The following is a 21,186-nucleotide window of genomic DNA, read 5'->3' on the forward strand; positions in this document are numbered from 1 at the left end:
TCCCCTGAATCGTGGCCTGCAGGACAGGCAGTTTTTGGATAGGCCTTGCTTCGCGTTCCATGAGTGGCCAGCTTCACTTCTTGAGCGGGCCGACAAACGGGCCGCAACGCTCAATCGCGATCCGCACAGTCTCTTCCGGATCGCGCTCCCACCAGTTGAGTTCGGAGAAAATTTCCAACTCGAACGGTCCCTCGTATCCGATTTCGTCGAGCCAGCCACGAATGCGAGCAAAGTCGATTACCCCATCACCAACCATTCCCCGGTCGCGAAGGTTCCGGGTCGGAACCAGCCAATCGCAGTAATGGAAGGTCTGAATCCGGTCTTTCCCAGCGTGACGAAGCTCCCGTTCAAATGCCGGATCCCACCAGCAGTGGTAGACGTCTGCGACTAAGCTCGTAGCGTCGTCGCCAAGCTCGTCGATAAGTCCCTTCACGTCGGTGATCGAATTCATCGCGCTGCGATCGCCGCAATACATTGGATGCAGGGGCTCCAGACCCAGCTTCACGCCCGAGGCAATGGCATAGGGCGCGAGCTCAGCGAGCGCGTCGTGAATCCTGACCCGCTGAGCCGCCAGGTCTTTGTCACCCTTGGGTAGACCGCCCATCACCATGACCACACACGGCGCACCGATAGCTGCAGCCTGATCGATGATCCGGCGGTTCGCGTCGATCTGCGCCTTATATGCCGCCGCCTCTGTTTCATTAACCCAAGCGCTGGTGCAAAGCGAAGCGACCCACATTCCAGCGTCTTTGAGGTGCTTGGAAGTCTTCTCCACACCGTAGTCGTCCAGGAAATTCCGCCAGACGGCAATTCCCTTGATCCCGTTCCTCGAATAGCCCTCGATCGCCTCCGGCATGGACCATTTCGGCGTCGTGATCTGGTTGATGGCAAACCGCGTCAGATCGTACTTCATTCCTGTTCCCTTCCTTCGGCGCTTTTTCCGACGCCGACGTCCAATGTTCTATAAGAGTTCGAGCGCCCTCCGCTCGGCACCTCGCCAGAAAACAGTCTGTCACGACCTCTGGGCTCTTGCACTTATAGAACTATTTAGTTTAATAGAGAGAGTGCTAGACCTATTAAATCGGAGAGTCAATGGGCTTTATCAGCGTGCTGGTGTAAGAGTTTCCTTCACGTTTTCAGCGCCTTAAATTTCCCGTCGGCCATCGCTGGGAAGCACAAACTGCTGCGTGAAAATTGGGTAGTTGGCCGATGACTATGAAGGCAAAGCCAGCGAAACGCGTCGCAATCTTCGATGTCGAACGCCAAACGCCGCAGCGTACGCGTCGAGCGACGCTAGGCCTAGAAACAAGAAAGCCACGGCAACTCGTGTCGCGGCAACCCGTGGCTTTTCTTCGATGCTCAACCTAGCGGGTGGGACCAAATCAACGCCCGTAGACTGCCCGGCGGATGCCGCCCCTATCCTTCAGGGATGCATCGCTGAAAGCTCGCGGACGGCCGGCGGACCGCCTTGTGTCGGATCTAGGCCGCACCGTCAGACCGATCCGCTCCAGCAGACGACGGACCTGGCGCTCGCTCAGGTCAAGCGGAGACGCCGCCGCCGCCAGCGTCATCCGACCGTCAATCACCTCCGACAAAAACCTCGATCCGCTGCAGATCACGCTCGATCATTGCTATCAATCCCATCCGCACTCTCCCAGGTCATCGAAACACCGGGGAAAGTGACATTCCAACTTTGCAGAAACAGGACACTTTAACTTTGCGGCTACACCCTTTTTGCGGCAGGATGGTTTTTATGGAACTCTCTGCGCTCAAACTAATCGCGTCGGCTTGAGAAACCGCAGGACGCACGATGTAACAGTTACATTGCAGGGTTTTATCGGAAATATTGTGTATTTTCTTATTGCATGTGAAATCATTGAATACCTTGACTCCTAATATGTAACCGGTTACATATTGCGCCGCCGTCGCAAGGCTGCGGCGCTCGCTAGAGCGATCACGACAAGCTGCGGGCCTTTGCTGAACACGCTATTGCTGGCCGTTAGCTCGCTTGCGGTGGCCGCCGATTTAGGTTTTGATATAATGCAATCCGACGCCTCCAACATAAGACAAGTGGCAGCAATCGCCGGGGTTTCTATCGCGACCGTGTCACGCACGTTGCAGCATCCCGAGTTGGTGAAAGCCGAGACCAGAGAAAAAGTCTTGGCTGCGGTTCGGCAAACGAATTTCGTCTCGAATGCGCAAGCGCGCACTTTTCGCCAACAAGCGACCAAGGCTGTCATTGTGCTCGTGCGCGACATCGGCAATCCGTTTTACCTTGAGATCTACAAGGGGATCGATGAAGTAGCACGAGAGGCAGGCTTCAGAGTGCTTCTCAGCGATGCACGCGACGACGACGCACAGGTCCAACAGCATATTGAGATGGTTCGGCAGAAGCAGGCGGATGGGCTAATTCTGATGGTAGGCCATTTCCCTGCTGAACTGACCGAGAAAATCGATCAGTTACCGCCCCTTGTTATCGCTTCGGAAGCGTTCCCCGGACTCGATCTCCCCACCGTCAAAGTGGACAATGCCCAAGCGTCACGGCAGGCGATCGCCTATCTCGTTAACGAAGGTCACCGGCGCATCGTCCACCTAGCAGGGCCTTTGCCTGAGCAATTGGCCCTTGAAAGGCTTGAAGGTTACCGGGCGGGTCTGCGGGAGGCCGGCATCTCCTATAATGACAAGCTTGTCGTGCCCGGAGACTATAGCATCGAGGCAGGTCGCTCAGCAGTGCGCCGGTTGAGGGAGGCAGACACCGAGTTTTCGGCAATCTTTGCCGCCAGTGACCAGATGGCCATCGGAGCCATAAGCGAACTGCGTCGGCTGGGACAGAAAGTTCCGGAGGATATCTCCGTTGTCGGCTTCGATGATATAATCTTGGCCGACGCAATGGACCCTCCACTCACAACCATTCGGCAGCCTCGCCGAGAAATCGGCAGACAAGCGATGTCCATGATGATCGCGCGGTTGTCCGGGGAGACAGCGAGGACGGTTGTGGAACTCCCAACCGAGTTGGTGCCACGCGAATCCGTCAGGCGCGCGCGACCGCTCGACTCTTGAACCCAGTGGAAAATCAACTTCAAAATCGCAATGGATCACGACTATGAAAACTATCAAAGGGCCTGCAATTTTCCTCGCTCAGTTCGCGGGCGACACGGCCCCCTTCAACTCCCTCGATGGGATTTGCCGATGGGCGGCAAACCTCGGATATAAGGGCGTTCAGATCCCGACGTGGGTCTCCAGCTTTATCGACCTAGAAAAGGCCGCCGATTCAAAGACCTACGCTGACGAAGTCAAAGAAACCGTTCATAATCACGGTCTAGAGATCACTGAACTTTCGACCCATCTCCAGGGTCAGCTTGTCGCTGTGCATCCGGCTTATGACACTGCATTTGATGGCTTTGCCCCTTCACACTTGCGCGGCAACCCGAAAGCGCGTCAAGAATGGGCCGTGCAGACGATGTTGCAGACGGCCAAGGCTTCTCAGAACTTGGGCCTGAATGCGCATGTTACCTTTTCAGGCGGATTGGCCTGGCCATTCGTGTACCCTTGGCCTCAGCGTCCTGCCGGACTGGTGGAAGAAGCTTTCGACGAACTAGCCCGGCGTTGGACTCCTATCCTCAATGCGTTCGATGAAGCCGGTGTTGACCTTTGCTATGAACTTCATGCCGGCGAAGATTTGCACGATGGCGTCACTTACGAAATGTTCCTTGAGCGGGTAAACAATCATCCCCGCGCTAATCTCCTCTTTGATCCAAGTCACTTCGTCCTTCAACAACTGGACTATCTCGACTTTGTCGACATCTACCGCGACCGCATCAAGATGTTCCATGTCAAGGATGCCGAGTTCAATCCAACTGGCCGGCAAGGCATCTACGGTGGGTTTCAGTCGTGGGTCAATCGAGCCGGGCGGTTTCGCTCGATAGGTGACGGACAAGTCGATTTCCCGGCCATCTTTGCAAAAATGGCTGCCAACGACTTCGACGGGTGGGCTGTGCTCGAATGGGAATGTGCACTCAAGCACCCTGAGGTAGGCGCTCGCGAAGGTGCAGAGCTTATCAGGAACTACATTATCCGTGTGACCGAGCGAACGTTTGACGACTTTGCCGACGCAGGGACGGATGCAGCCGCCAACCGTCGAATGCTTGGGTTGAGCGCGCACACCTGACGCCGTGGGTAGGCGACCCAACTTCAGTGCCATCTATGGCTCACCTCCGATCGCCTGGGGTAAGCATGTGGTGTCGGAGTGCGGCCGGCACTAGAGGTTTCACAAGAGCAGCGTGTTGAGTGGTGCATGTGTCGCTCAACTCTTGCGCGCAGCGCCGATCACGTCGCCGCACCTGTTTTTTAGTTTGGGCTGGAGGATCAGGGATGGCACGCGCTGTGATGGCTAAAATTTTCAATGACGGGCCGTTCCAGCCCGTACTTAGAAGGATCTGACCAATGACAGATGTCTCTTTCCAGCTCTACAGTGCCCGCAATTTCCCGCCGCTCGGCGATACGCTGGCGCTCCTCGGCTCGCTTGGCTACAAAGAAGTGGAAGGCTTTGGTGGCCTTTACAGTTCCATGGATGAGAGCGCCCTCAATACACTAAGGGCCGATCTCGATGCAAATGGGCTGAAAATGGCCACCAGCCATTTCGATATCGCCCAAATCGAGAACGAGCCGAAACGGGTCCTCGCTATTGCCAAGACGCTTGGCATGGATTCGATCTATGCGCCGGCGCCAGCGCAGGACAACTGGCCAAAGGAGGCAAGCCAGTGGAGTGCCTTTGGCTTGCTGCTTGAACAAGCTTCAAGACCATTCCATGATGCTGGTCTTGAATTTGGCTGGCACAATCACGGCTTCGAATTCGAAGCACTGCCGGACGGCTCCTTACCGCATGACCGCATGTTCGAGACTGCACCCAGCCTTTCCTGGGAGATCGATGTAGCTTGGGTCATCCGCGGTGGCGCCGACCCGAAGAAGTTCATCGAAGTTTACAAGGACCGCATAACCTCTGTGCATGTCAAGGACATCGCGCCGGCCGGTGAAAATGTCGACGAAGGCGGCTGGGCCGATGTCGGCTATGGTACCGTCGACTGGAAGTCACTGTTCGTTACCTGCAAGGCCACTAAAGCGAAGCATTTTGTCGTTGAGCACGATAATCCATCCGATCTCGTGCGCCTCGCCACCCGCTCTATCAAAACCATCAATGCGTTTTGAGGAGTTACACCGTCACGGAAAAATATGGCGTAGGTATCGTCGGCTACCGTTGCTCGCCAACCCCGCTGTCGAGATAGTCCTTAACCTGACGATCCATGCAGCACATTATCCGGGCTCCAAGCGCGCGCTGACGCCGGTAAGCACGACTATTCCGAAGGACCCTTCGAACTCACGTTCGAAGGGGGCGGGGATTTACACCGGATCGCCAAATCCAGAAATCTGCGTCTCGGCTCGACACCCGATACCTATCTCGGGGGCGCGCACTAACTCGCCCGCAGCCCGGGCGAACTTCCCATACCTCACTTGGTCTTTTCGGGGAGCGCTACACCAGAAAGTTGGGCATATAGTCGGGCGAGCGAGGCATCGTCGTCTCGACCCATGCCGGCACCACTGGCCGCGAGATACATTTGCAGCGCTGCCGCACTCACCGGCACCGGATAACGCTCAGTACGCGCCATATCCTGGATGATGCCGAGATCCTTGACGAAAATATCGATGGCGCTGAGGGGCGCATAATCGCCGGCAAGCACATGCGGGATACGGTTTTCGAACATCCAGGAATTGCCGGCGGATGCAGTGATCACCTCATAGACCTTGTCGAGGTCGAGACCGAGTTTTGCGGCGAGCGAAATCGCCTCACAGGCGGCGGCAATGTGAACACCGGCGAGCAGTTGGTTGATCATCTTGAAGGCCGCGCCGGCCCCAGCGGAATCGCCGAGTTCGTAAACCTTTGCAGCCATGGCATCGAGTGCGGGGCGCGCCGCGTTGAAGGCAGCTTCCGATCCAGAAGCCATGATTGTCAGTTGGCCATTTGCGGCGCGCACTGCCCCTCCCGAGATGGGTGCGTCGAGGTAGTGAACGCCCCTCGCCTCGACCTGCTGCGCAAGCTTGCGGGCGGCGGCCGGGTCCATAGTCGCCGAAGAGATAAACACAGAATCGGGACGCATGAACTCGGCGATCCCACTCGCGCCGAATAGAACGCTTTCGGTCTGTGCCGCATTTACGACCACGGATACGACGATGTCGGCCTCTTTCGCAGCGTCTTTGACGCTCGAGGCAACGCGGCCCCCGGATTCAGCGAAGCGTGAAGCGGCCTCAGTGGAAATGTCGATGCCGATTACATCGAGACCGGCGTTCTTGAGCGAAAGGGCCATTCCCATGCCCATGGAGCCAAGACCGACTACGAACGCCACCTTGGGCGCTTTTGCGTGTGCAGGAATGATTGTCATAGGGTTATCCTTGAACGATCCAGTGTGTTATCCCCTGGCAAGCGGCGCCAGGACTTTTGTGGCGATCGACCGTCTCCGCCCGCCAGAAAGCGACGACGTGCAACCTACAACCAGTGTCCTCGCATGCAAACGCTGTTCACGAAAATTTTGAGGTGACCGATCACCTGGAGGAGACGAGGTTGTTCATTGCGACCGTCGCCAGCGTGAACTCGCACCGGCGAAGGATTATCAAACCGTTGCTCATGGCGCCGTGCTGACCATTTCTGGAGAGAAGCGACGAGTGGGTTGGGACCTCGGTGTCTATGCGTCGATGAGAAGGTCCGCCGTCGGCACGGCCTGGCATGCCAAGCAGGTCTCGCCGCCGTCATGATTAACCTCAATGCGGTGCGTGCATTCGCCGCCCAGAATGCGCACCTCGCACGATTCGCACTGACCTGCACGGCACCCGTTGGTGATCTTGATACCCTGCGCTTCCGCGAGTTCGAGCAGGGAGCCGTTTTCCCGCTTCCAGATAACGGTCTTATCCGATTTCGCGAAGGTAATCTTGAACGGGCCTTCCGGCAGCTTCGAAACATCCCCCTGAACTGCGGTGAAGGCCTCCTCGAGAACAAGTTCGCTTGAATCTCCCGCTTCGATGAGCGCCTTGCGCAGTGCAGCCGTCATCGGCGGAGGGCCGCAGAAAAAGACCTCTGGGGCCTCCTTGAGATCGTCCACGAGAATATCCGTGACGCTCGCGAATCCAACTCGCACGCCATAAGGTAATTCGCCTTCACCTGCTTCCCATACGCGGGTGATCGTCAGAGAGGGAATTCTCGCCTTGAGTTCGGTTAGCCGATCAGCGAATGCTTCCGTCTCCCGCGATCTGTTCGCGTAGACCAAGTGAACGCGTGGCTGCTGAGCAAGGGTCGCGATCGTTTCCAGATAACAGATCATCGGGGTGATGCCGATACCGCCAGCGACAAGCACGATAGGTCGAGCAGATTCGGCCGGAATGACGAAGCGTCCGCTCGGAGCCTGAACCTGAATTTTATGGTCGACGGAAAGATGTCGGTTCATCACTGACGACATTCGACCGTCGGGCAGGTCGGGCCGGTTGTGAGGTCTCGGAACAAAGCGGACGGCGATCTGGTACGTCTTGCGTCCCTCTTCGACAGCGGAACCGACTAGAGAATAGCATCGGATTAGCTGTTCGCCCGAATTGGGATCGTCCGTCTGAACGGTAATATGCTGACCCGGCTGATAGTCGGGCAGGACACCACCGTCCGAGGCCTGTATCCAAATGGCGGTGACCTCGTCGGCGACACGTTGGGTCCGAACGACTTGCATGTCCCTGAAGCCACGCCAGCCATGAAGGTGCTTGGGTCGCGGGTTCACGGCCACCACGTTGCAGGAGAGGGAGCGATGAGGCGAGCTGCCGGAGACGCGGTCCAGTCTCGTGCTGTCGAGAAGCATATTGTAATTCGAGCCGCCGTTGGTGAACGGGTCATAGCCGGGAAGAGACATTTCACGGTTGGCCTGCCACCAGCCGTAGGACGCTCGTACGACCCTCGGATGGAGGCTCTTGTCGTGCTTGACGCGCATCGTGATCCAGCCTTTGGCCGTTACGACGTTCGCCCAGTCGCCCTCCTCAAGCAGCAGCTCGTCCGCCGTTTCCGGAGCGAGAAAGACTGATGGATCCGGCTCGCGCTTTCGAAGTGAGGGGATATTTCGGTGCTGCGAGTGGCAATAATAGACCGTTTTCGCGGTGGTCAGTGCAAACGGGTACTCCTCGTTACCGGGCAGATCGCTCTCCAAGAAGTCCGGAACCGGGGGGTCGTTTTCTCTCGCAAGGACTTCGCTATATAGCTCGACGAGCCCGGTTTCGGTTTTGAAACCAGTTACCGAGCCGTCGGCGACTTCGGCATATTTCCTATATCGCTGCTCTAACGGACGGCGTATGCCGCCTGGCGTCTTCTTCAATTCCTCGAGATCAATTCCCAACGGCTGAAGGATATATTGGCGTCCCGCATCGATGCTTCCGCCAAAGAATTGTTCGCGTAAGCCGAGCTCATCGGCAATCGCAAACGCGATCTCTGCATCCGACCGTGTTTCCCCGGCCGGCTCGACCAGCTTGGGTCGATATTGAATATGCTCCTCTGCCGCCAGGCCGGAGGTGAAGCCTACGCGCATCGCGTCCCGTTCATAGAAGGTGTTGACAGGCAGGAGAATGTCGGCAAATCGTGAGCTCGGATTTTCGAAGATATCGCAGTGGACATAGAAGTCGAGCGCGGCCAACGCGTCGCGGCCGCGCGATGAATCCCCATGGGAGACCGCGAGATTTAAACCGAAGTCTACCAGTGCGCGAACCTTGTAAGGTTTGCTGTCCAGAACGGCGGAATAGAAGTCATGGGCTACGACGCGCCCGACGCCCGGTGGACCCAGCGGTCGCTCGTCTATCCCAACTGTTTTACGCAGCAGTTCAGGGTCCAGCAGGTGGTCGCCGTGAATCTTGTTTACCGGTTGGCTCGGAAGCAGGACATTGCCGCCAGGGGTGTCGTAGCAGCCCTTCAGAGACATTAAGCTGGCGAGGGCTCGGTCGGTTTGGGTCGCGGTTGCGTGCTGACAGAGACCCGTCCATGTATAGTAGGCGGCGCTCTTTGACTGGCCCAAGGTATTTGCGGCAGCGATGATGTCTTCGACAGGCACCCAGGTAGCTGCCGAGACCCCCTCCAGCGTGCGAGCGCAGGCGGCTGCGCGGAAATGTTCGAAGGACGTACGACATTCGATTGCACCGTTGCGCCCGTCGACGACGATCGAGCTAGCGAGATTCGCTCCGAGGAGCTTTTCTCCGTCCGCCTCGTCGTTCTTTGTGACGAACTGAAGACCGGCTTCGCTACTGACCACATAGCTGTCTGGAGGAGCGTCCGCGTCGATATCACGGCCCCGCAGGAATCTGCCGGTATCTTTTCTGACGAGAAATGCGCCATTGCTCCAGCGCTGGATGAAAGCCTTGTCGTACTGCTCCGTCTCCAAGATGTGTCGGATCATCCCAAGCATCAGAATCCCGTCTGATCCAGGACGGACGCGCAGCCAATGGTCGGCTCCGATGGCAAAACCGAAACGGCGCGGGTCAACCACCAGCACTTTCGCTCCCCGCGCCCTTGCGGCCGCCACTTGAGTGGCTTGGTCGAGCCACACGGAGCTTGGGTTGAAGCCCCAAAGGACCACCAGATCCGTGCGCGCCCAATCAGGGTATGGCACCGAGGTGCCGACGGTCAACTGATGGGTGCTGTCCCTGTGCCAGTTGCAAACCTCCTGCGAGCAAATCCAGTTGGGCGTCGTCAAGCGGATCAGGCGGTCGATCCAGTCGTCGCCATCGCTAATGCTTGTGCCGCTCGGTGTCGTTGTTGCGAACGACAGGGCCTCCGGGCCATGGCGATGTCGAATGTCGCGCAGCCGTTCGCCGATTTCACGATATGCCTCTTCCCAAGTAATACGGACCCACCCAGGATCTCCTCCGGTCTTTGGCTTGGTTCGACGCTGCGGGTAGAGAAGCCGATCCGGGCTGTAGAGGATTTCGGGAGCGGCCTTGCCTTTCACGCAAAGCGATTTGCCCGTCGGGTGTTCGGGGAGCGGACCCGCTCCTATGAGCTTGCCGTCACTTACGGTAAACGTCGCGCCGCAGCGCGATTTGCAAAGAGCACACCAGCCAGCAATCTGTTCAGTCATTGCCATCTCCAATAAATCTGTTCGGGTTCAGCGCGAACTAGGCGCACGCGGTGGGCGTGGTATTGGCACGAACGAAGGAATCCTAAAAGAGTACCGACCGAACTCGACCGACGGGGTGCATGCGGCCTGTACCATCACTCCTCCCGCTTTCGCTGTTGCCGTGCGATCAACATCCGTCAACGCATCAGCGATCGCGCCTCCTCGACCCCGAACGCCGGCGGCCGAGTGCACGTCGTGCTAATATCGATCGCCCTGCCCTCCTCGGCAGCCAGGAGAATCGAGGTCAGGATATCGATCGTATGCAGCGCTCGGTCGAGCGAGCAGCGGTGATCGCGACCAGTGTCGATGCCATCCATCATGTCCGCGAGGCCCGCGCCGCGATAGTTCGCCAGCGTGCCCCAGCTAAATTCATAATTCGTAGCCGTCAGCGGGTGATCCCACTCTTCAACCCTGGGCGAGCGGTCTTCGCCAGCCAACTCAATTGGCCCACCGAAATAGTTGGAATCGGGAAGAAATATCGAACCCTTCGTGCCATAGAGCTCCATGTTCTCATGACGACTTGCCCAGACATCCCAACTAGCCATCAGAGCTACTTGCGCACCTGTGACGAATTCGAGAATGGCATTCACGTTGGTCATAACGCTAACCGGCACTTTCTCGCCGCGTCGCTGGCCACTGCCAATGACGCGCTCGTCCCTAGCCTTGTTGCCAAGGGCGACGACGCGCTTCACCGGGCCTATTAAGTTGACGAGGTTGGTGACGTAATAGGGGCCAAGATCGAGAATTGGGCCGCCACCGGGCTGGAAGAAGAAATCCGGGTTCGGGTGCCACATTTCCATGCCCGGCCCGAGCACGTGGGCCGTACCAGACGTAATTTCTCCAATCTTGCCAGCATCAATTAGGCTGCGGGCAAGTTGGTGTGATCCACCAAGATAAGTATCGGGCGCAGAACCGATACGCAAATTCCTCGCATTGGCGATGCTGCGCAGGTCCTCGCCCTGCTTAACTGTCAGCACGAAGGGTTTTTCCGAATAAACATGCTTGCCGGCTTCAAGAGCCTGCTTGGAGACAGGATAATGTGCCGACGGGATCGTCAAATTGAGAACCACGTCTACGGCGGGACTGGCGAGCAGTGCTTCAATTTCCAGCGCATCGACACCGAACTTCTCGGCCCGTGACTTTGCCGTGGCCATGTTGATGTCGGTACAGGCAACAACCTTCAGATTTCGGTAAAGAGGGATCAGCCTGAAATAGGCTTCTGATATGTCTCCGCAACCGACGATGCCAACCCCATATTCCTTTTTCATTGTGCCACCTCAGAGCGCCTTGATGGTTTAAATCGATCGCGTCGCCAGGCGCACGAGATCTGATGGGTTGTCGTGCTCAACGACAAATTGTTTCGCATAGGTGTTCCTGCAGGTCGCAAACATCGATTCCCATTCATGGCGCCATGGCCGACAACGGCGGAGCGTCTGCCAAAAGCGCGTCCGTTTATGACAGCAAGGCCAGAGTGCGTTTCTCTTGCGCTGATCGGGCGGCTGTGTCGACGATGCGTTGGGCAATCAGGCATAATTCCGGATCGAGTGGCCCAGTGATCGGCTCGCCTCTGCGGATACAACCCGCAACATACTCGATAACGTTGCGGCGGCGTACAGGCAGCGGCTCGGCGGGCACCTTCGTCGGTTTTGGCTGCGCACGTGTCTGCACCGTTACGTGATCGGCATAATCTTGGCTGGCGATGGTCCCGTCGGAGCCAACAAACACGAATCCGCAAGATGGCTGCGGTTGTATGGTCCAAGGATCGGTGAATGTACCCCATCGTGTTTCCATCTTGGACAGCCCGCGTGCATATCGACAAACCGTGATCGAGTGCTGGTCGACTTCGACGTTTTGGGTCACGTCGATCGTAGACGTTACTTCCAAAGGCGCCTCTCCGTTCATGTACCAAGTGCCGAGCGTTGCGCCGTATCCCAAGTAGTCAAGCAGGGAGCCGCCGCCTGAATCCTTCTTGTACCACCACGATGTGGGTTTCTGTTGATCGACTTCTTCTCTAGTAACTTCGACCTTATCCGCCAGATGATAGAGCGGCCCGCGATTGCCATCATAGAAATGCACTTCGTTCAACGTGCCGATCACGCCTTGATCAATAAGGCGTTTAGCCGTCATATGACTTTCGACCCAAGCAAGTGGCCAGTTGATCGCCAGGAGTTTGCCGGTTGGCTTGACCGCCGCGATCATCCGTCTTGCGTCCGCGGTCGAAGCTGCAAATGGTTTTTCGACAACGACGTGGACCCCGTAAGCAGCTAGGCGCTCCGTGTAATTCGCATGCTCAGCGGTAGCCACGCAAAGAATTGCAAGGTCTGGTTTTGCCTCCTTCATGCAGGCGTCGAAATCGGCGAAGATCCGATCCTCCGAAATCGAGAAGTTCTCGATGGCGCTCACCATCTTGTTGCGATCGGGATCAAAGATCCCGACAATTTCGGTGTCGGCGTTTCCATGCACCAGGCGTAAGAGATCGCCCATATGCATGTGATCGAAACTGATACCGGCGACTCTCAGTTTTGCCATGGCCTACCCCCTATCCGTCGCGCGCACGTAAATGGCGGTGACTAGCAGGATGATGAGCCCGAATATGATGCGCCGCGCGCCCTCAGGCATCTGTAACATGGTGAGCATGGTGGCAAGCACCGCGAGTATCAGCGCGCCGACGATGGTGCCGCCATAACCCCCACGTCCGCCAAAAATAGAGGTTCCGCCCACCACAGCTGCAGCGACCGACGGAAGATCCAGCGGCAAGGCAAGTGAGAGCGATGCCGTTTTCACGACACCGAGATACAGGAGACCGGTGAGTCCCGCGATGAACGCCGAGAGCGCGTAGAGAGCAAGATGCACCTGCCACACTCTGACACCCGAGAGGCGCGCTGCCTCTTCATTGGCGCCGACCGCATAAAGGAGCCTTCCGAAACCGGTCCGGCGCTGGCCCCAGATCAACAGTGCAGCAAAGGGCACGAAGAGCGCCAATGCGTTCGGCACGCCCCAAGTACGTCCGGTTCCAAGCCAAGCCAGGAACACCGGAATGAGTGTGCCGCTCGAAATTACATATCGCTGATAAACGAGCAAGCATCCAACGCCAATAAGGCCTGTGCCAAGCGTCATGATCAGCGGATGCACTCGGCAAACGGCGATTCCGAAGCCACTGAGCAACCCGACGAGCACCGCGCAAAGCAGGGCCACGGTGATGGCCGCCGGGACACCGATCTGTGGTGTGAGCGTGGCGGTGACGAATGCCGAGATCGTTGCAACGGTACCTGCTGATAGATCTATGCCTCCGGTGAGCATCGTGAGTGTCTGGCAAGCAGCAAGCATCGCAAGTGGGATGGCAAATCTGACGGTATTGCCTAGCCAGAGCGGATTCACGATACCGGGCTGCATAAGCTCGAGGAGACCAATCAGCCCCATGAGGAGCGCGAGCAGAGGAATGAGTGGGTTGCCAGCCAATACGCGCTTGAAATTTACCAATGTCGGCGCTTGCGCCATTGAGTTGCTCATTGTCTCGCCGTCCTTGTCATGAGCACGGCGCCGATCATTACAACGACTACCATGATTATCCCTTCGATGATGACTGTCACGTTTGGATCAACGGCGAGCAAAGTGAGATCAAGTCGAACCAATCGCAGTACGAACACTGCAAGGATTGGTCCAAGAATGCTCCCACGGCCGCCGCCGAGAACCACGCCCCCCAAAACTACTGCCGCCACGCTCGCAAGTAGATATGGGCCGGGGATCGGCTCGCCTATCCCTGTGCTCATTGTGACCGCAAGTCCGCCGAGTGCCGCGAAAAGGCCGGCAAGCGCGTAAGCTGCGATGCGTACCCATCCTACCGGTACGCCCGATCTAAAGGCAGCCACTCTGTCACTGCCGATGGAATAGAGCATGAGGCCCAGCTTCGAGCGCCGAATGGGAATCCAGATGACGGCAACGCAAACGATGAGGAATACGATTGCCTTCGGCAACCACCCCGTCAGCCCCGGAGACACGCCGGGTAGGGTCGTGCCGCCTACAATGAGACTCCGAAGCCAGGACGCGGCAGCTCCACCTGGAGCATTTAGGATAAGGAGGGCTACGCCTTGCCAAACGAAAAGCATGGCAAGTGTCACCACGATATCGGGCACGCGCGTTACGACAATAAGCGCGCCGTTCAAAGCGCCCATGGCAAGCCCGAGAACCAACACGAAAACGACTACGAGAACCGCTTCGGTCTCGTTGGTACCGGTCATCAGAACGGCCGCAGTCACACTTACCACCGCCATCACGGCAGCGATTGAGAGATCTATGCCTCCGGCGATGATGACGATTGCCATACCGGCCGTCGCGAAGGCGAACGGCAGCGCGGCGCGGGCTAGCGACTCGAGCCCGGAGAAGCCGAAATCGGCCTGAAGGAGTTTGGCGAGGGCTGCAAGTACCAGCAGCATTACGACGAGTCCCATGACCCATCCATGTCTAGAAACAAGTCGATTCATGCGTGCACCGCCGCTTTTTCACCAAGTCCATGGGCCGCACGGAGGAGGTTCGCTTCCGTGGCCTCTGCCGCGCTAATGATATCGACCACGCGTCCATTGAATATCACCACGGCACGGTCGCAGGCAGCCTGGATCTCGCCAAGTTCCGATGTGTAGTAGAGAACCGATGTTCCTTGCGATGCCAACTCACGCACGAGATCGTAAATCTGACGCTTCGTTCGCACATCGATGCCACGCGACGGGTCGAACAGAAGAAGCGTTTCAATTCCGCTGGCTATCCAGCGCGCGATCGTTACCTTCTGCTGATTGCCACCCGACAGTCGACGTACTTCGCCCTGCGCGCGCATGTCGATCTGCATCCGCTCAACGGCCGGGCCGACGCGTCGGGTCTCATCACCCATTGCGACCGGCCCCCATTTTCTGAAGCGCGCGAACTGAGGGATGGCGATGTTTTCCCGCACCGACCGGGACATGGCCAGTGCATGCGCACGATCGCCAGGTACCAAGCCTATACCCAAAGCGATCGCGTCCGCCGGGTGATGGAATGACACCTGGCTGCCGTCGACTTCAATTGTCCCCTTAGCGGCTCGCCTGTTGCCAGAAAGCGCATCGAATAGTTCGTCCTGCCCCTGCCCTTCCAAGGCGACAACGCCAAGTACCTCACCTTTGTGAAGGTCAAGCGAGACGTCTTCGAGTCGGGCGCCGGTTCCAAGATTGCGCACGCGCAGGCGAGGGATTTTGTCCTCCGCGGCTTTTCTTGTCTCACGTGCTTCGAACACAGCGGCGCTGATAGCGGCGCCAAGCATTAGCTCAACAGCACGCTCTTCCACACCTGGCACGATCGCGAGATCTCCTACAGTGGCGCCATCGCGCAGGATCGTGGTTCGATCGCAGATGCCCGCTATCTCGGCGAACCGGTGTGAGATGTAGATGATCGCACATCCGTTGTCGGCCTGCTGGCGGACAACCTTCAAAACACGCTCGACAAGATTGGACGGTAAAGCGGCAGTCATTTCGTCAAGGAGAAGAACGTCCGGCTTGCTCGCGATTGCGCGGGCGAGATCGAGAATGCGCAACGTCGCGAGCGGCAAATTCTTGATAGTCTCCCCGAGATCGAGGTCGATAATGCCAAGTTCTCGCACCCAATGCTGGAACGGTTCAGCGGAAATGTTGCAGAGGCGCAGGTTATCTCCCACAGTCAGATCTGGGATGAGGGATGGTTCCTGATAGACCGGCACCAGGCCAGATCGTCGCGCTTCTGCAGGAGACCCTACATGCGCCTCACGCCCATGTATACGAACATGGCCGCCGTCAGGCTTCAACGCGCCGGTCAGAATTTTGACGAAGGTCGACTTACCCGCGCCGTTCGCCCCCATCAGCGCGACCACCTCTCCGCGGTTAACGCGGAGCGATGCATCGCGAAGCGCTATGACGGCGCCGAAGTGTTTGGAGACGGAGGCTGCATCAAGGACCGGTGTTTGGACATCGGCTGTCATCATTAGGATCTCTACGTGCAACTGTGGAATAGAAATGGGGCTTCCGGCCTTACCGGAAGCCCCGCCCAATCACTCGCCGGGACCTTTACACGCGATGATTTGCTCCATCGAGTAGTGCGTCCAGCCCGGGATCGAGACGCTCACAGGCCATTCGGGGCTGAGGTTCGGGCTTTGGGCGGCAGCTATCAATGCCTTGCCCTCATCGGTCGTGTTATCCCAAACAACAGGGTCTACCAACACGGTCTTATTAGCGGGCTTTTTGCCGTCGAGGATTTGGATTGCGAGAGCGACTCCAGCACCACCGACCGAGCCCGGATTAGTGACCGCTGCACCCTTGAGATCTTGTACCGTGGTCAACTGCGAAACGAAGCCGGCTGTGTCGGCACCCACGATCGGAACCAGTGGCGTACCGGACTCGGTGAACGCATCAACGATCACATTGTCGACACCTGAGGTCCAAACGCCATCGAACTTCATGCCAGAAGCGATGATATCGTTCATCTGCTGCTTGCCCTGATCCTGCTGCCAGCCCGTAAATACTTCCTTGGCAACCGTGATGCCCGGGAATTCAGCGAGCGCGCGCTTGAAGCCTTTATCGCGGTCATTGTCAGCACCCGCGCCGGCAGCGCCCCGCATGTAAACCACTGCACCTTTCCCGCCAAGTTTTTCGAACAGCCATTTGGCGCCGAGATAGGCATACTGCTCCTGGTTGTTGGAGAGAATATATGCGGACGGCTCCGTGACGGCCTGATCGACGGCGACCACCACAATGCCCTTATCGGTCGCTTCCTTGATGGCGGCATTGACGCCTTCGGCATTAGCCGGATTGACGACGATGGCGTTGACGCCTGCCTGGATCAGGTTGCGGATGTCTTCGAGCTGACCTGCTGCATCGGTGTTGCGATGAGCGATGTTCAACGAGCTGACTTTGCCTGAAGCGAGCGCTTCGGCTTTCATCGCGCAAACCATCTCTTCGCGCCAGCCGTTGCCCTGCACAGAGTTTGAGACTCCGATTTTGTAACCGGCGTGGGCGCTTGTAACTCCCATCAACAAGCCCGCGAAGGCCGTTCCAATCAATAGTTTCTTCATGACTTTCTCCCAGTCTTGAGCACCATGTTCCAAAGGTTCCAAGACATCCTGCGCCGATCGGGTTACCCCTTGTAACGGCCGGACGTCGCCAAACTTGCCATCCATCATTCTGCCATGTGCTTGCTTGTTTGAGCGGATTAGCCGCAAAGCATAACACATAGCTGCAATGATGAACTTGCCACCATCAGGGCCAACTATACTGAGCCTGAAGACGGCGATTTTACCTCTATCTGCTGATATCCAGTGGCCTCCGTTAAAATCTATCTCAGCGCTAACATAAAGTACTTGCCCGAAGCAAGAAAAAAATGTTAGCGCTGAGATAAATTTGGGGCAGCGAGGTTGTGCCGTGAATTTAGGAACATTTCTGAGCGAGATAATGGTCATGCCACCTCCTCTCCCCGAGGCGGATTCCGACGTGGCGAGTCCGGTCGATGCCTAGAACACCGCCTCAAAAGTCGTCCGCATTGAGAGCTTCGTCAGACCGGATCAAGGAACGAGATGTGCGACGTCGAACAACCGAAACGTCTTGGAAGGAAAGGAGAATCTTATGCAGGTCATGATCATAGGCGCAGCTGGGATGATAGGGAAAAAGCTGGCTCGAAAAATTCTTAGCGATCGTTCGATAGGAACACGAAGTGTATCACGGCTCACCCTAGTCGATATCGTGGCGCCTCAAGTCGACACTTTTTCGGAAGTGGAGCAGGTGTGCGTTACAGCTGATCTGTCAACCGACGGCGCGGCGAAACGTCTGATCGCCAGCCGTCCAGACGTCATTTTCCATCTTGCTGCTATCGTTTCGAGTGATGCGGAAGCTGACTTTGAGAAGGGTTACCTCATCAATCTAGACGGGACGCGATCTCTGCTGGAGGCCATTCGACTTCAAAGCGACACAGAACCGTACTGCCCGAAGGTAGTTTTTACATCTTCCCTCGCGGTCTTCGGAGTTCCGCTGCCGGACGAAATTCCAGATGATTTTGTTTTGGCGCCCTTGTCGTGCTACGGAACACAAAAGGCAATCGGCGAACTGCTTTTATCGGATTATTCGAGACGCGGCTTCCTTGATGGTATCGCTCTTCGATTGCCGACCATTTGCGTTCGGCCGGGCAAGCCAAACAAGGCAGCATCTGGTTTCTACTCGAGCATCATACGCGAACCATTGATCGGGCAGGAAGCAATCCTGCCAGTTCCAAGAGAATTGCGTCATTGGTTCGCCAGCCCACGCTCAGCGGTCGGTGCGTTACTCCATGCAGCTACGATCGACCTTGCGCCGCTCGGCGCTCGCAGGAGCCTGAATTTGCCAGGTGTTTCGGCGTCCGTAGGTGAGCAAATTGAAGCCCTGCGTCGTATTGCCGGAACCCGGGCCACCGATTTGATCAAAGAGGTCCCCGACCCTGCGATCCTCAGAATTGTTTCGTCTTGGCCAAGGGCATTTTCCGCCGAACGCGCAAAGAATTTGGGTTTTCGGGCAGAAGAATCCATGGACGAGATTATCCAAGCGCACATTGCCGACGAATTAGGGGGCACGCTTAACTGACTTGAAGCAAGCGCATCCATCGTTCCATCGTGGTCGAGCGAACATGATGGGGCGATAGACGCATGAGCGCACCGGCCATTGCGGGCCGGTCGCTATGGCCTCGGCCAGTCCGCCGCTAGACGCGATGTCGCCTGAGCGATGGAGACCGATCGTGAAGCGGACTGAGCTTGTTGTTGAGATCGCTTATTAATCTTGCGCTTGAGCGCACTGGCAAACAGCACCCGCTCCAATCACGCGATGGAAGGCGGCTTTACGCCCCGCCCGGCTTAAAGGCCATCGGGGGGCCCCTATAGTGGGCGCTCTGAAAGAGCTTATTGCGAAGTCTCATCACTGCCGGCGCCACTCGAATGCGCCGGAGCGCGCGGAACAAGCTTTCCCCTTCTACTGCTCGTCGCGTGAGGCCCAGATCAGTTTTTTCGCTGCAACAAATTGTTTCGCTGCATTGGCGTGAGTGGCCTGATTTTTTCTGATCTCAGCATTAAGAACAGCTTTGCCGTCTCTTCTAGTTCCTCAGTTGCATGTTGCGCATCTCTGAGCGTTTTGCCCGCAACTACGGGTCCGTGGTTGGCAAGTAGAATTGCTGCACTGCTCTTCGCCCTTTCCCGCACCGCTTCCGCCAATGCTAAGTCACCTGGTGGGAAATACGGGGCTAAAGGCAGCTTTCCCACGCGCATGACGTAGTACGCAGTGAGTGGCGGAAGCAGGTCCTCAGGATCAAGACCATCGATTACGCTTACAGCGACAGCGTTCGTCGAATGCAAATGAACCACCGCGCTTGCCTCAATGCGTTCGCAATACATGCATTGATGCAGGAACGCCTCTTTGGTTGGCTTGGCCCCACCAATGTGTACACCGTCTGCAGAGAATTTAGAGAGCGTAGATCCCTCAAGATTGCCAAGCGATGCATCAGTTGGCGTCATCAGGATTTCTCCATTCGACAGTCTGGCACTGATATTTCCGGTTGAACCGTGTGTATAGCAACGATCAAATAGCGAGCGGCCGATCGACACAATCTCATCGCGCAAACGTGTCTCTTCTGACAAGATTTCGGTCATTTCAGGAAATCCCAAGCCTTGATGAAGAAATCAGGTGAACCGAAGTTGCCGGATTTTAGAGCCAACGCCATCGCTTCGGTCTGACCGACTGTCAGCGTCCAAGGCACACCAGGATCAATTTCCGACCCTACGTGGAGAGCAGGTGGCGCGAGGGCACTAACCACCGCTCCAGACGTTTCGCCACCCGCAACAATTAGCTTGCGTACGCCACGCTTCCGCAACTCCACGGAAGTCCGCGCGAGGAACTGCTCAATGACCTCACCAGAATGTTCTCGCCCTAACGCGAGCTGAGAGGCCCGCACTTCATTCGGTTCAGCGCTCGAATAGACAAGTGGCCCTGCTACATTTTGTGCCAAGACCCAATCCACGACCTTGTCCACCGATGTTGCCCCACTGACAATATCCCTCGGCTCAACCTTCAGGCCTGGGACACCCGCCGCAAGGGCAGTCTTGATCTGCAATCTCGTTGCTTCGGAACAAGACCCCGCCAGAATTGCTGCCCGACCACTCGGAGCGGTGAAGGCTTTAGCCGTTCCGAAGTCTCTCAGCAAACCACGTCGACGGAAATTATCTGGCAGTCCGATTGCTATGCCCGACCCGCCTGTGATTAACGGGAAATCCGCCAGCGACTCGCCAATTACTCTCAGATCGCTATCCGAGATAGCATCAACAACCAGCACCTGGGTGCCTTTGCTGCGGGCAGAAGCGTAGGCACGAGATAGGACTTCCACACCTCCGGCAACGTCTTCATAGGGGATGAGACCGACTTTAAGTTTAGACTGCGCCGACATGAGCCTTACCAAGGATGAATCCAGCATAGGCGTCAAGGGATGATTACGCATCGGGCTTTCCGATAGCAATTTATCTGCAACGAACAGGTTTCCCATGTAAACCGTTCTTCGGTTTGCCGGGAAGGCCGGGCAGACAACGGTGAGATCCGCTTTCATTCTACTGAAAAGTGCGTCAGTAACCGGACCGATGTTGCCATGCGGCGTCGAGTCGAACGTCGAACAATACTTAAAGAGCACTTGCTTGGCTCCAGCCGCCTGCAACCATTCCAATGCGGCTAGCGACATTGAGACTGCTTCGGCAGCAGGGTTTGTCCGGGACTTCAGTGCGACAACAACAGCGTCGTACTCCTTCAAATCCAAATCTGAGGTGGGTACACCGACTGTTTGTATCGTCCTCATCCCTTCGCGCGAGAGCGTTAGGGATAGGTCTGTTGCACCCGTCAGGTCATCAGCGATCGCGCCGAACAGCATCGATTGTTTCCTTTTGTGATGAATATTGCGGCAGCCGTCACCCGGCCGCCGAACAGCTGCAGTTCGCCATCATAATTCGCAATGAATG

Annotated in this window: 15 protein-coding genes and 1 pseudogene; 4 read left to right on the forward strand and 12 right to left on the reverse strand. The window is 57.0% G+C overall.

Annotated features, from left to right (window positions below):
• Window positions 1–73: 73 nt before the first annotated feature.
• Window positions 74–913, reverse strand: coding sequence for a sugar phosphate isomerase/epimerase family protein (locus EFQ99_RS19545; RefSeq protein WP_126922747.1), 840 nt, complete (start codon window positions 911–913; stop codon window positions 74–76).
• Window positions 914–1,482: 569 nt separating this feature from the next.
• A pseudogene (locus EFQ99_RS19550) lies at window positions 1,483–1,644 on the reverse strand (helix-turn-helix domain-containing protein); the annotation flags it as partial.
• A gap of 330 nt (window positions 1,645–1,974) precedes the next feature.
• On the opposite strand from EFQ99_RS19550, the gene EFQ99_RS19555 reads away from it, so the two are divergent.
• From EFQ99_RS19555 to EFQ99_RS19565, 3 genes are all read left to right on the forward strand, one after another.
• Window positions 1,975–3,060, forward strand: a complete 1,086-nt coding sequence (locus EFQ99_RS19555) for a LacI family DNA-binding transcriptional regulator (RefSeq protein WP_245441538.1) — start codon at window positions 1,975–1,977, stop codon at window positions 3,058–3,060.
• A gap of 43 nt (window positions 3,061–3,103) precedes the next feature.
• On the forward strand, window positions 3,104–4,168 hold the full coding sequence (locus EFQ99_RS19560; RefSeq protein ID WP_126922749.1) for a sugar phosphate isomerase/epimerase family protein: 1,065 nt from the start codon (window positions 3,104–3,106) through the stop codon (window positions 4,166–4,168).
• Between the two features lie 275 nt (window positions 4,169–4,443).
• Window positions 4,444–5,205: a sugar phosphate isomerase/epimerase family protein gene (locus EFQ99_RS19565; protein WP_126922751.1), complete on the forward strand. Its 762-nt coding sequence runs from the start codon at window positions 4,444–4,446 to the stop codon at window positions 5,203–5,205.
• 299 nt (window positions 5,206–5,504) lie between these two features.
• Here the strand turns inward: EFQ99_RS19565 and ltnD are convergent, their stop codons facing one another.
• From ltnD to EFQ99_RS19605, 8 genes are all read right to left on the reverse strand, one after another.
• The gene (gene ltnD, locus EFQ99_RS19570) at window positions 5,505–6,434 is read right to left on the reverse strand and encodes an L-threonate dehydrogenase (protein ID WP_164736411.1); all 930 of its coding nucleotides are present in this window, start codon (window positions 6,432–6,434) and stop codon (window positions 5,505–5,507) included.
• Window positions 6,435–6,734: 300 nt separating this feature from the next.
• Window positions 6,735–10,142, reverse strand: a complete 3,408-nt coding sequence (locus EFQ99_RS19575) for a molybdopterin-dependent oxidoreductase (RefSeq protein WP_164736412.1) — start codon at window positions 10,140–10,142, stop codon at window positions 6,735–6,737.
• Window positions 10,143–10,318: 176 nt separating this feature from the next.
• Window positions 10,319–11,449, reverse strand: coding sequence for a Gfo/Idh/MocA family protein (locus EFQ99_RS19580; RefSeq protein ID WP_126922755.1), 1,131 nt, complete (start codon window positions 11,447–11,449; stop codon window positions 10,319–10,321).
• Between the two features lie 184 nt (window positions 11,450–11,633).
• Entirely contained in the window at window positions 11,634–12,710 is a 1,077-nt protein-coding gene (locus EFQ99_RS19585; protein ID WP_126922757.1) for a Gfo/Idh/MocA family protein, read from the reverse strand.
• A 3-nt stretch (window positions 12,711–12,713) separates the two neighbouring features.
• Window positions 12,714–13,691: an ABC transporter permease gene (locus EFQ99_RS19590; RefSeq protein WP_126922759.1), complete on the reverse strand. Its 978-nt coding sequence runs from the start codon at window positions 13,689–13,691 to the stop codon at window positions 12,714–12,716.
• Window positions 13,688–14,629, reverse strand: coding sequence for an ABC transporter permease (locus tag EFQ99_RS19595; RefSeq protein WP_245441539.1), 942 nt, complete (start codon window positions 14,627–14,629; stop codon window positions 13,688–13,690). Before EFQ99_RS19595 ends, EFQ99_RS19590 begins: the two co-directional genes overlap by 4 nt.
• 29 nt (window positions 14,630–14,658) lie before the next feature.
• A complete protein-coding gene (locus EFQ99_RS19600; RefSeq protein ID WP_342635417.1) occupies window positions 14,659–16,161 on the reverse strand; it encodes a sugar ABC transporter ATP-binding protein in 1,503 nt (500 codons plus the stop codon).
• 66 nt (window positions 16,162–16,227) lie between these two features.
• Window positions 16,228–17,631, reverse strand: coding sequence for an ABC transporter substrate-binding protein (locus EFQ99_RS19605; RefSeq protein WP_245441540.1), 1,404 nt, complete (start codon window positions 17,629–17,631; stop codon window positions 16,228–16,230).
• A gap of 163 nt (window positions 17,632–17,794) precedes the next feature.
• Between EFQ99_RS19605 and denD the strand changes: the two genes are divergently transcribed.
• Window positions 17,795–18,781, forward strand: coding sequence for a D-erythronate dehydrogenase (gene denD / locus EFQ99_RS19610; protein ID WP_126922762.1), 987 nt, complete (start codon window positions 17,795–17,797; stop codon window positions 18,779–18,781).
• 407 nt (window positions 18,782–19,188) lie between these two features.
• Here the strand turns inward: denD and otnC are convergent, their stop codons facing one another.
• Window positions 19,189–19,836 carry a 3-oxo-tetronate 4-phosphate decarboxylase gene (gene otnC, locus EFQ99_RS19615; RefSeq protein ID WP_126922764.1) on the reverse strand — a complete coding sequence of 216 codons (648 nt, stop codon included), beginning with the start codon at window positions 19,834–19,836 and terminating at the stop codon, window positions 19,189–19,191.
• A complete protein-coding gene (gene otnK, locus EFQ99_RS19620) occupies window positions 19,833–21,098 on the reverse strand; it encodes a 3-oxo-tetronate kinase (RefSeq protein WP_126922766.1) in 1,266 nt (421 codons plus the stop codon). The genes otnC and otnK overlap by 4 nt, the downstream gene beginning before the upstream one ends.
• Window positions 21,099–21,186: the final 88 nt, after the last annotated feature.

It is taken from the genome of Rhizobium vallis, from assembly GCF_003985155.1.
Lineage (GTDB): Bacteria > Pseudomonadota > Alphaproteobacteria > Rhizobiales > Rhizobiaceae > Rhizobium > Rhizobium vallis.

What these genes read in the sequence shown, in the direction of transcription:
- EFQ99_RS19545 (WP_126922747.1), bottom strand. Translation starts at nt 913, where the DNA reads ATGAAGTACGATCTGACGCGGTTTGCCATCAACCAGATCACGACGCCG.
- EFQ99_RS19560 (WP_126922749.1), top strand. Translation starts at nt 3,104, where the DNA reads ATGAAAACTATCAAAGGGCCTGCAATTTTCCTCGCTCAGTTCGCGGGC.
- EFQ99_RS19565 (WP_126922751.1), top strand. Translation starts at nt 4,444, where the DNA reads ATGACAGATGTCTCTTTCCAGCTCTACAGTGCCCGCAATTTCCCGCCG.
- ltnD (WP_164736411.1), bottom strand. Translation starts at nt 6,434, where the DNA reads ATGACAATCATTCCTGCACACGCAAAAGCGCCCAAGGTGGCGTTCGTA.
- EFQ99_RS19575 (WP_164736412.1), bottom strand. Translation starts at nt 10,142, where the DNA reads ATGACTGAACAGATTGCTGGCTGGTGTGCTCTTTGCAAATCGCGCTGC.
- EFQ99_RS19580 (WP_126922755.1), bottom strand. Translation starts at nt 11,449, where the DNA reads ATGAAAAAGGAATATGGGGTTGGCATCGTCGGTTGCGGAGACATATCA.
- EFQ99_RS19585 (WP_126922757.1), bottom strand. Translation starts at nt 12,710, where the DNA reads ATGGCAAAACTGAGAGTCGCCGGTATCAGTTTCGATCACATGCATATG.
- EFQ99_RS19590 (WP_126922759.1), bottom strand. Translation starts at nt 13,691, where the DNA reads ATGAGCAACTCAATGGCGCAAGCGCCGACATTGGTAAATTTCAAGCGC.
- EFQ99_RS19595 (WP_245441539.1), bottom strand. Translation starts at nt 14,629, where the DNA reads ATGGGACTCGTCGTAATGCTGCTGGTACTTGCAGCCCTCGCCAAACTC.
- EFQ99_RS19600 (WP_342635417.1), bottom strand. Translation starts at nt 16,161, where the DNA reads ATGATGACAGCCGATGTCCAAACACCGGTCCTTGATGCAGCCTCCGTC.
- EFQ99_RS19605 (WP_245441540.1), bottom strand. Translation starts at nt 17,631, where the DNA reads ATGACCATTATCTCGCTCAGAAATGTTCCTAAATTCACGGCACAACCT.
- denD (WP_126922762.1), top strand. Translation starts at nt 17,795, where the DNA reads ATGCAGGTCATGATCATAGGCGCAGCTGGGATGATAGGGAAAAAGCTG.
- otnC (WP_126922764.1), bottom strand. Translation starts at nt 19,836, where the DNA reads ATGACCGAAATCTTGTCAGAAGAGACACGTTTGCGCGATGAGATTGTG.
- otnK (WP_126922766.1), bottom strand. Translation starts at nt 21,098, where the DNA reads ATGCTGTTCGGCGCGATCGCTGATGACCTGACGGGTGCAACAGACCTA.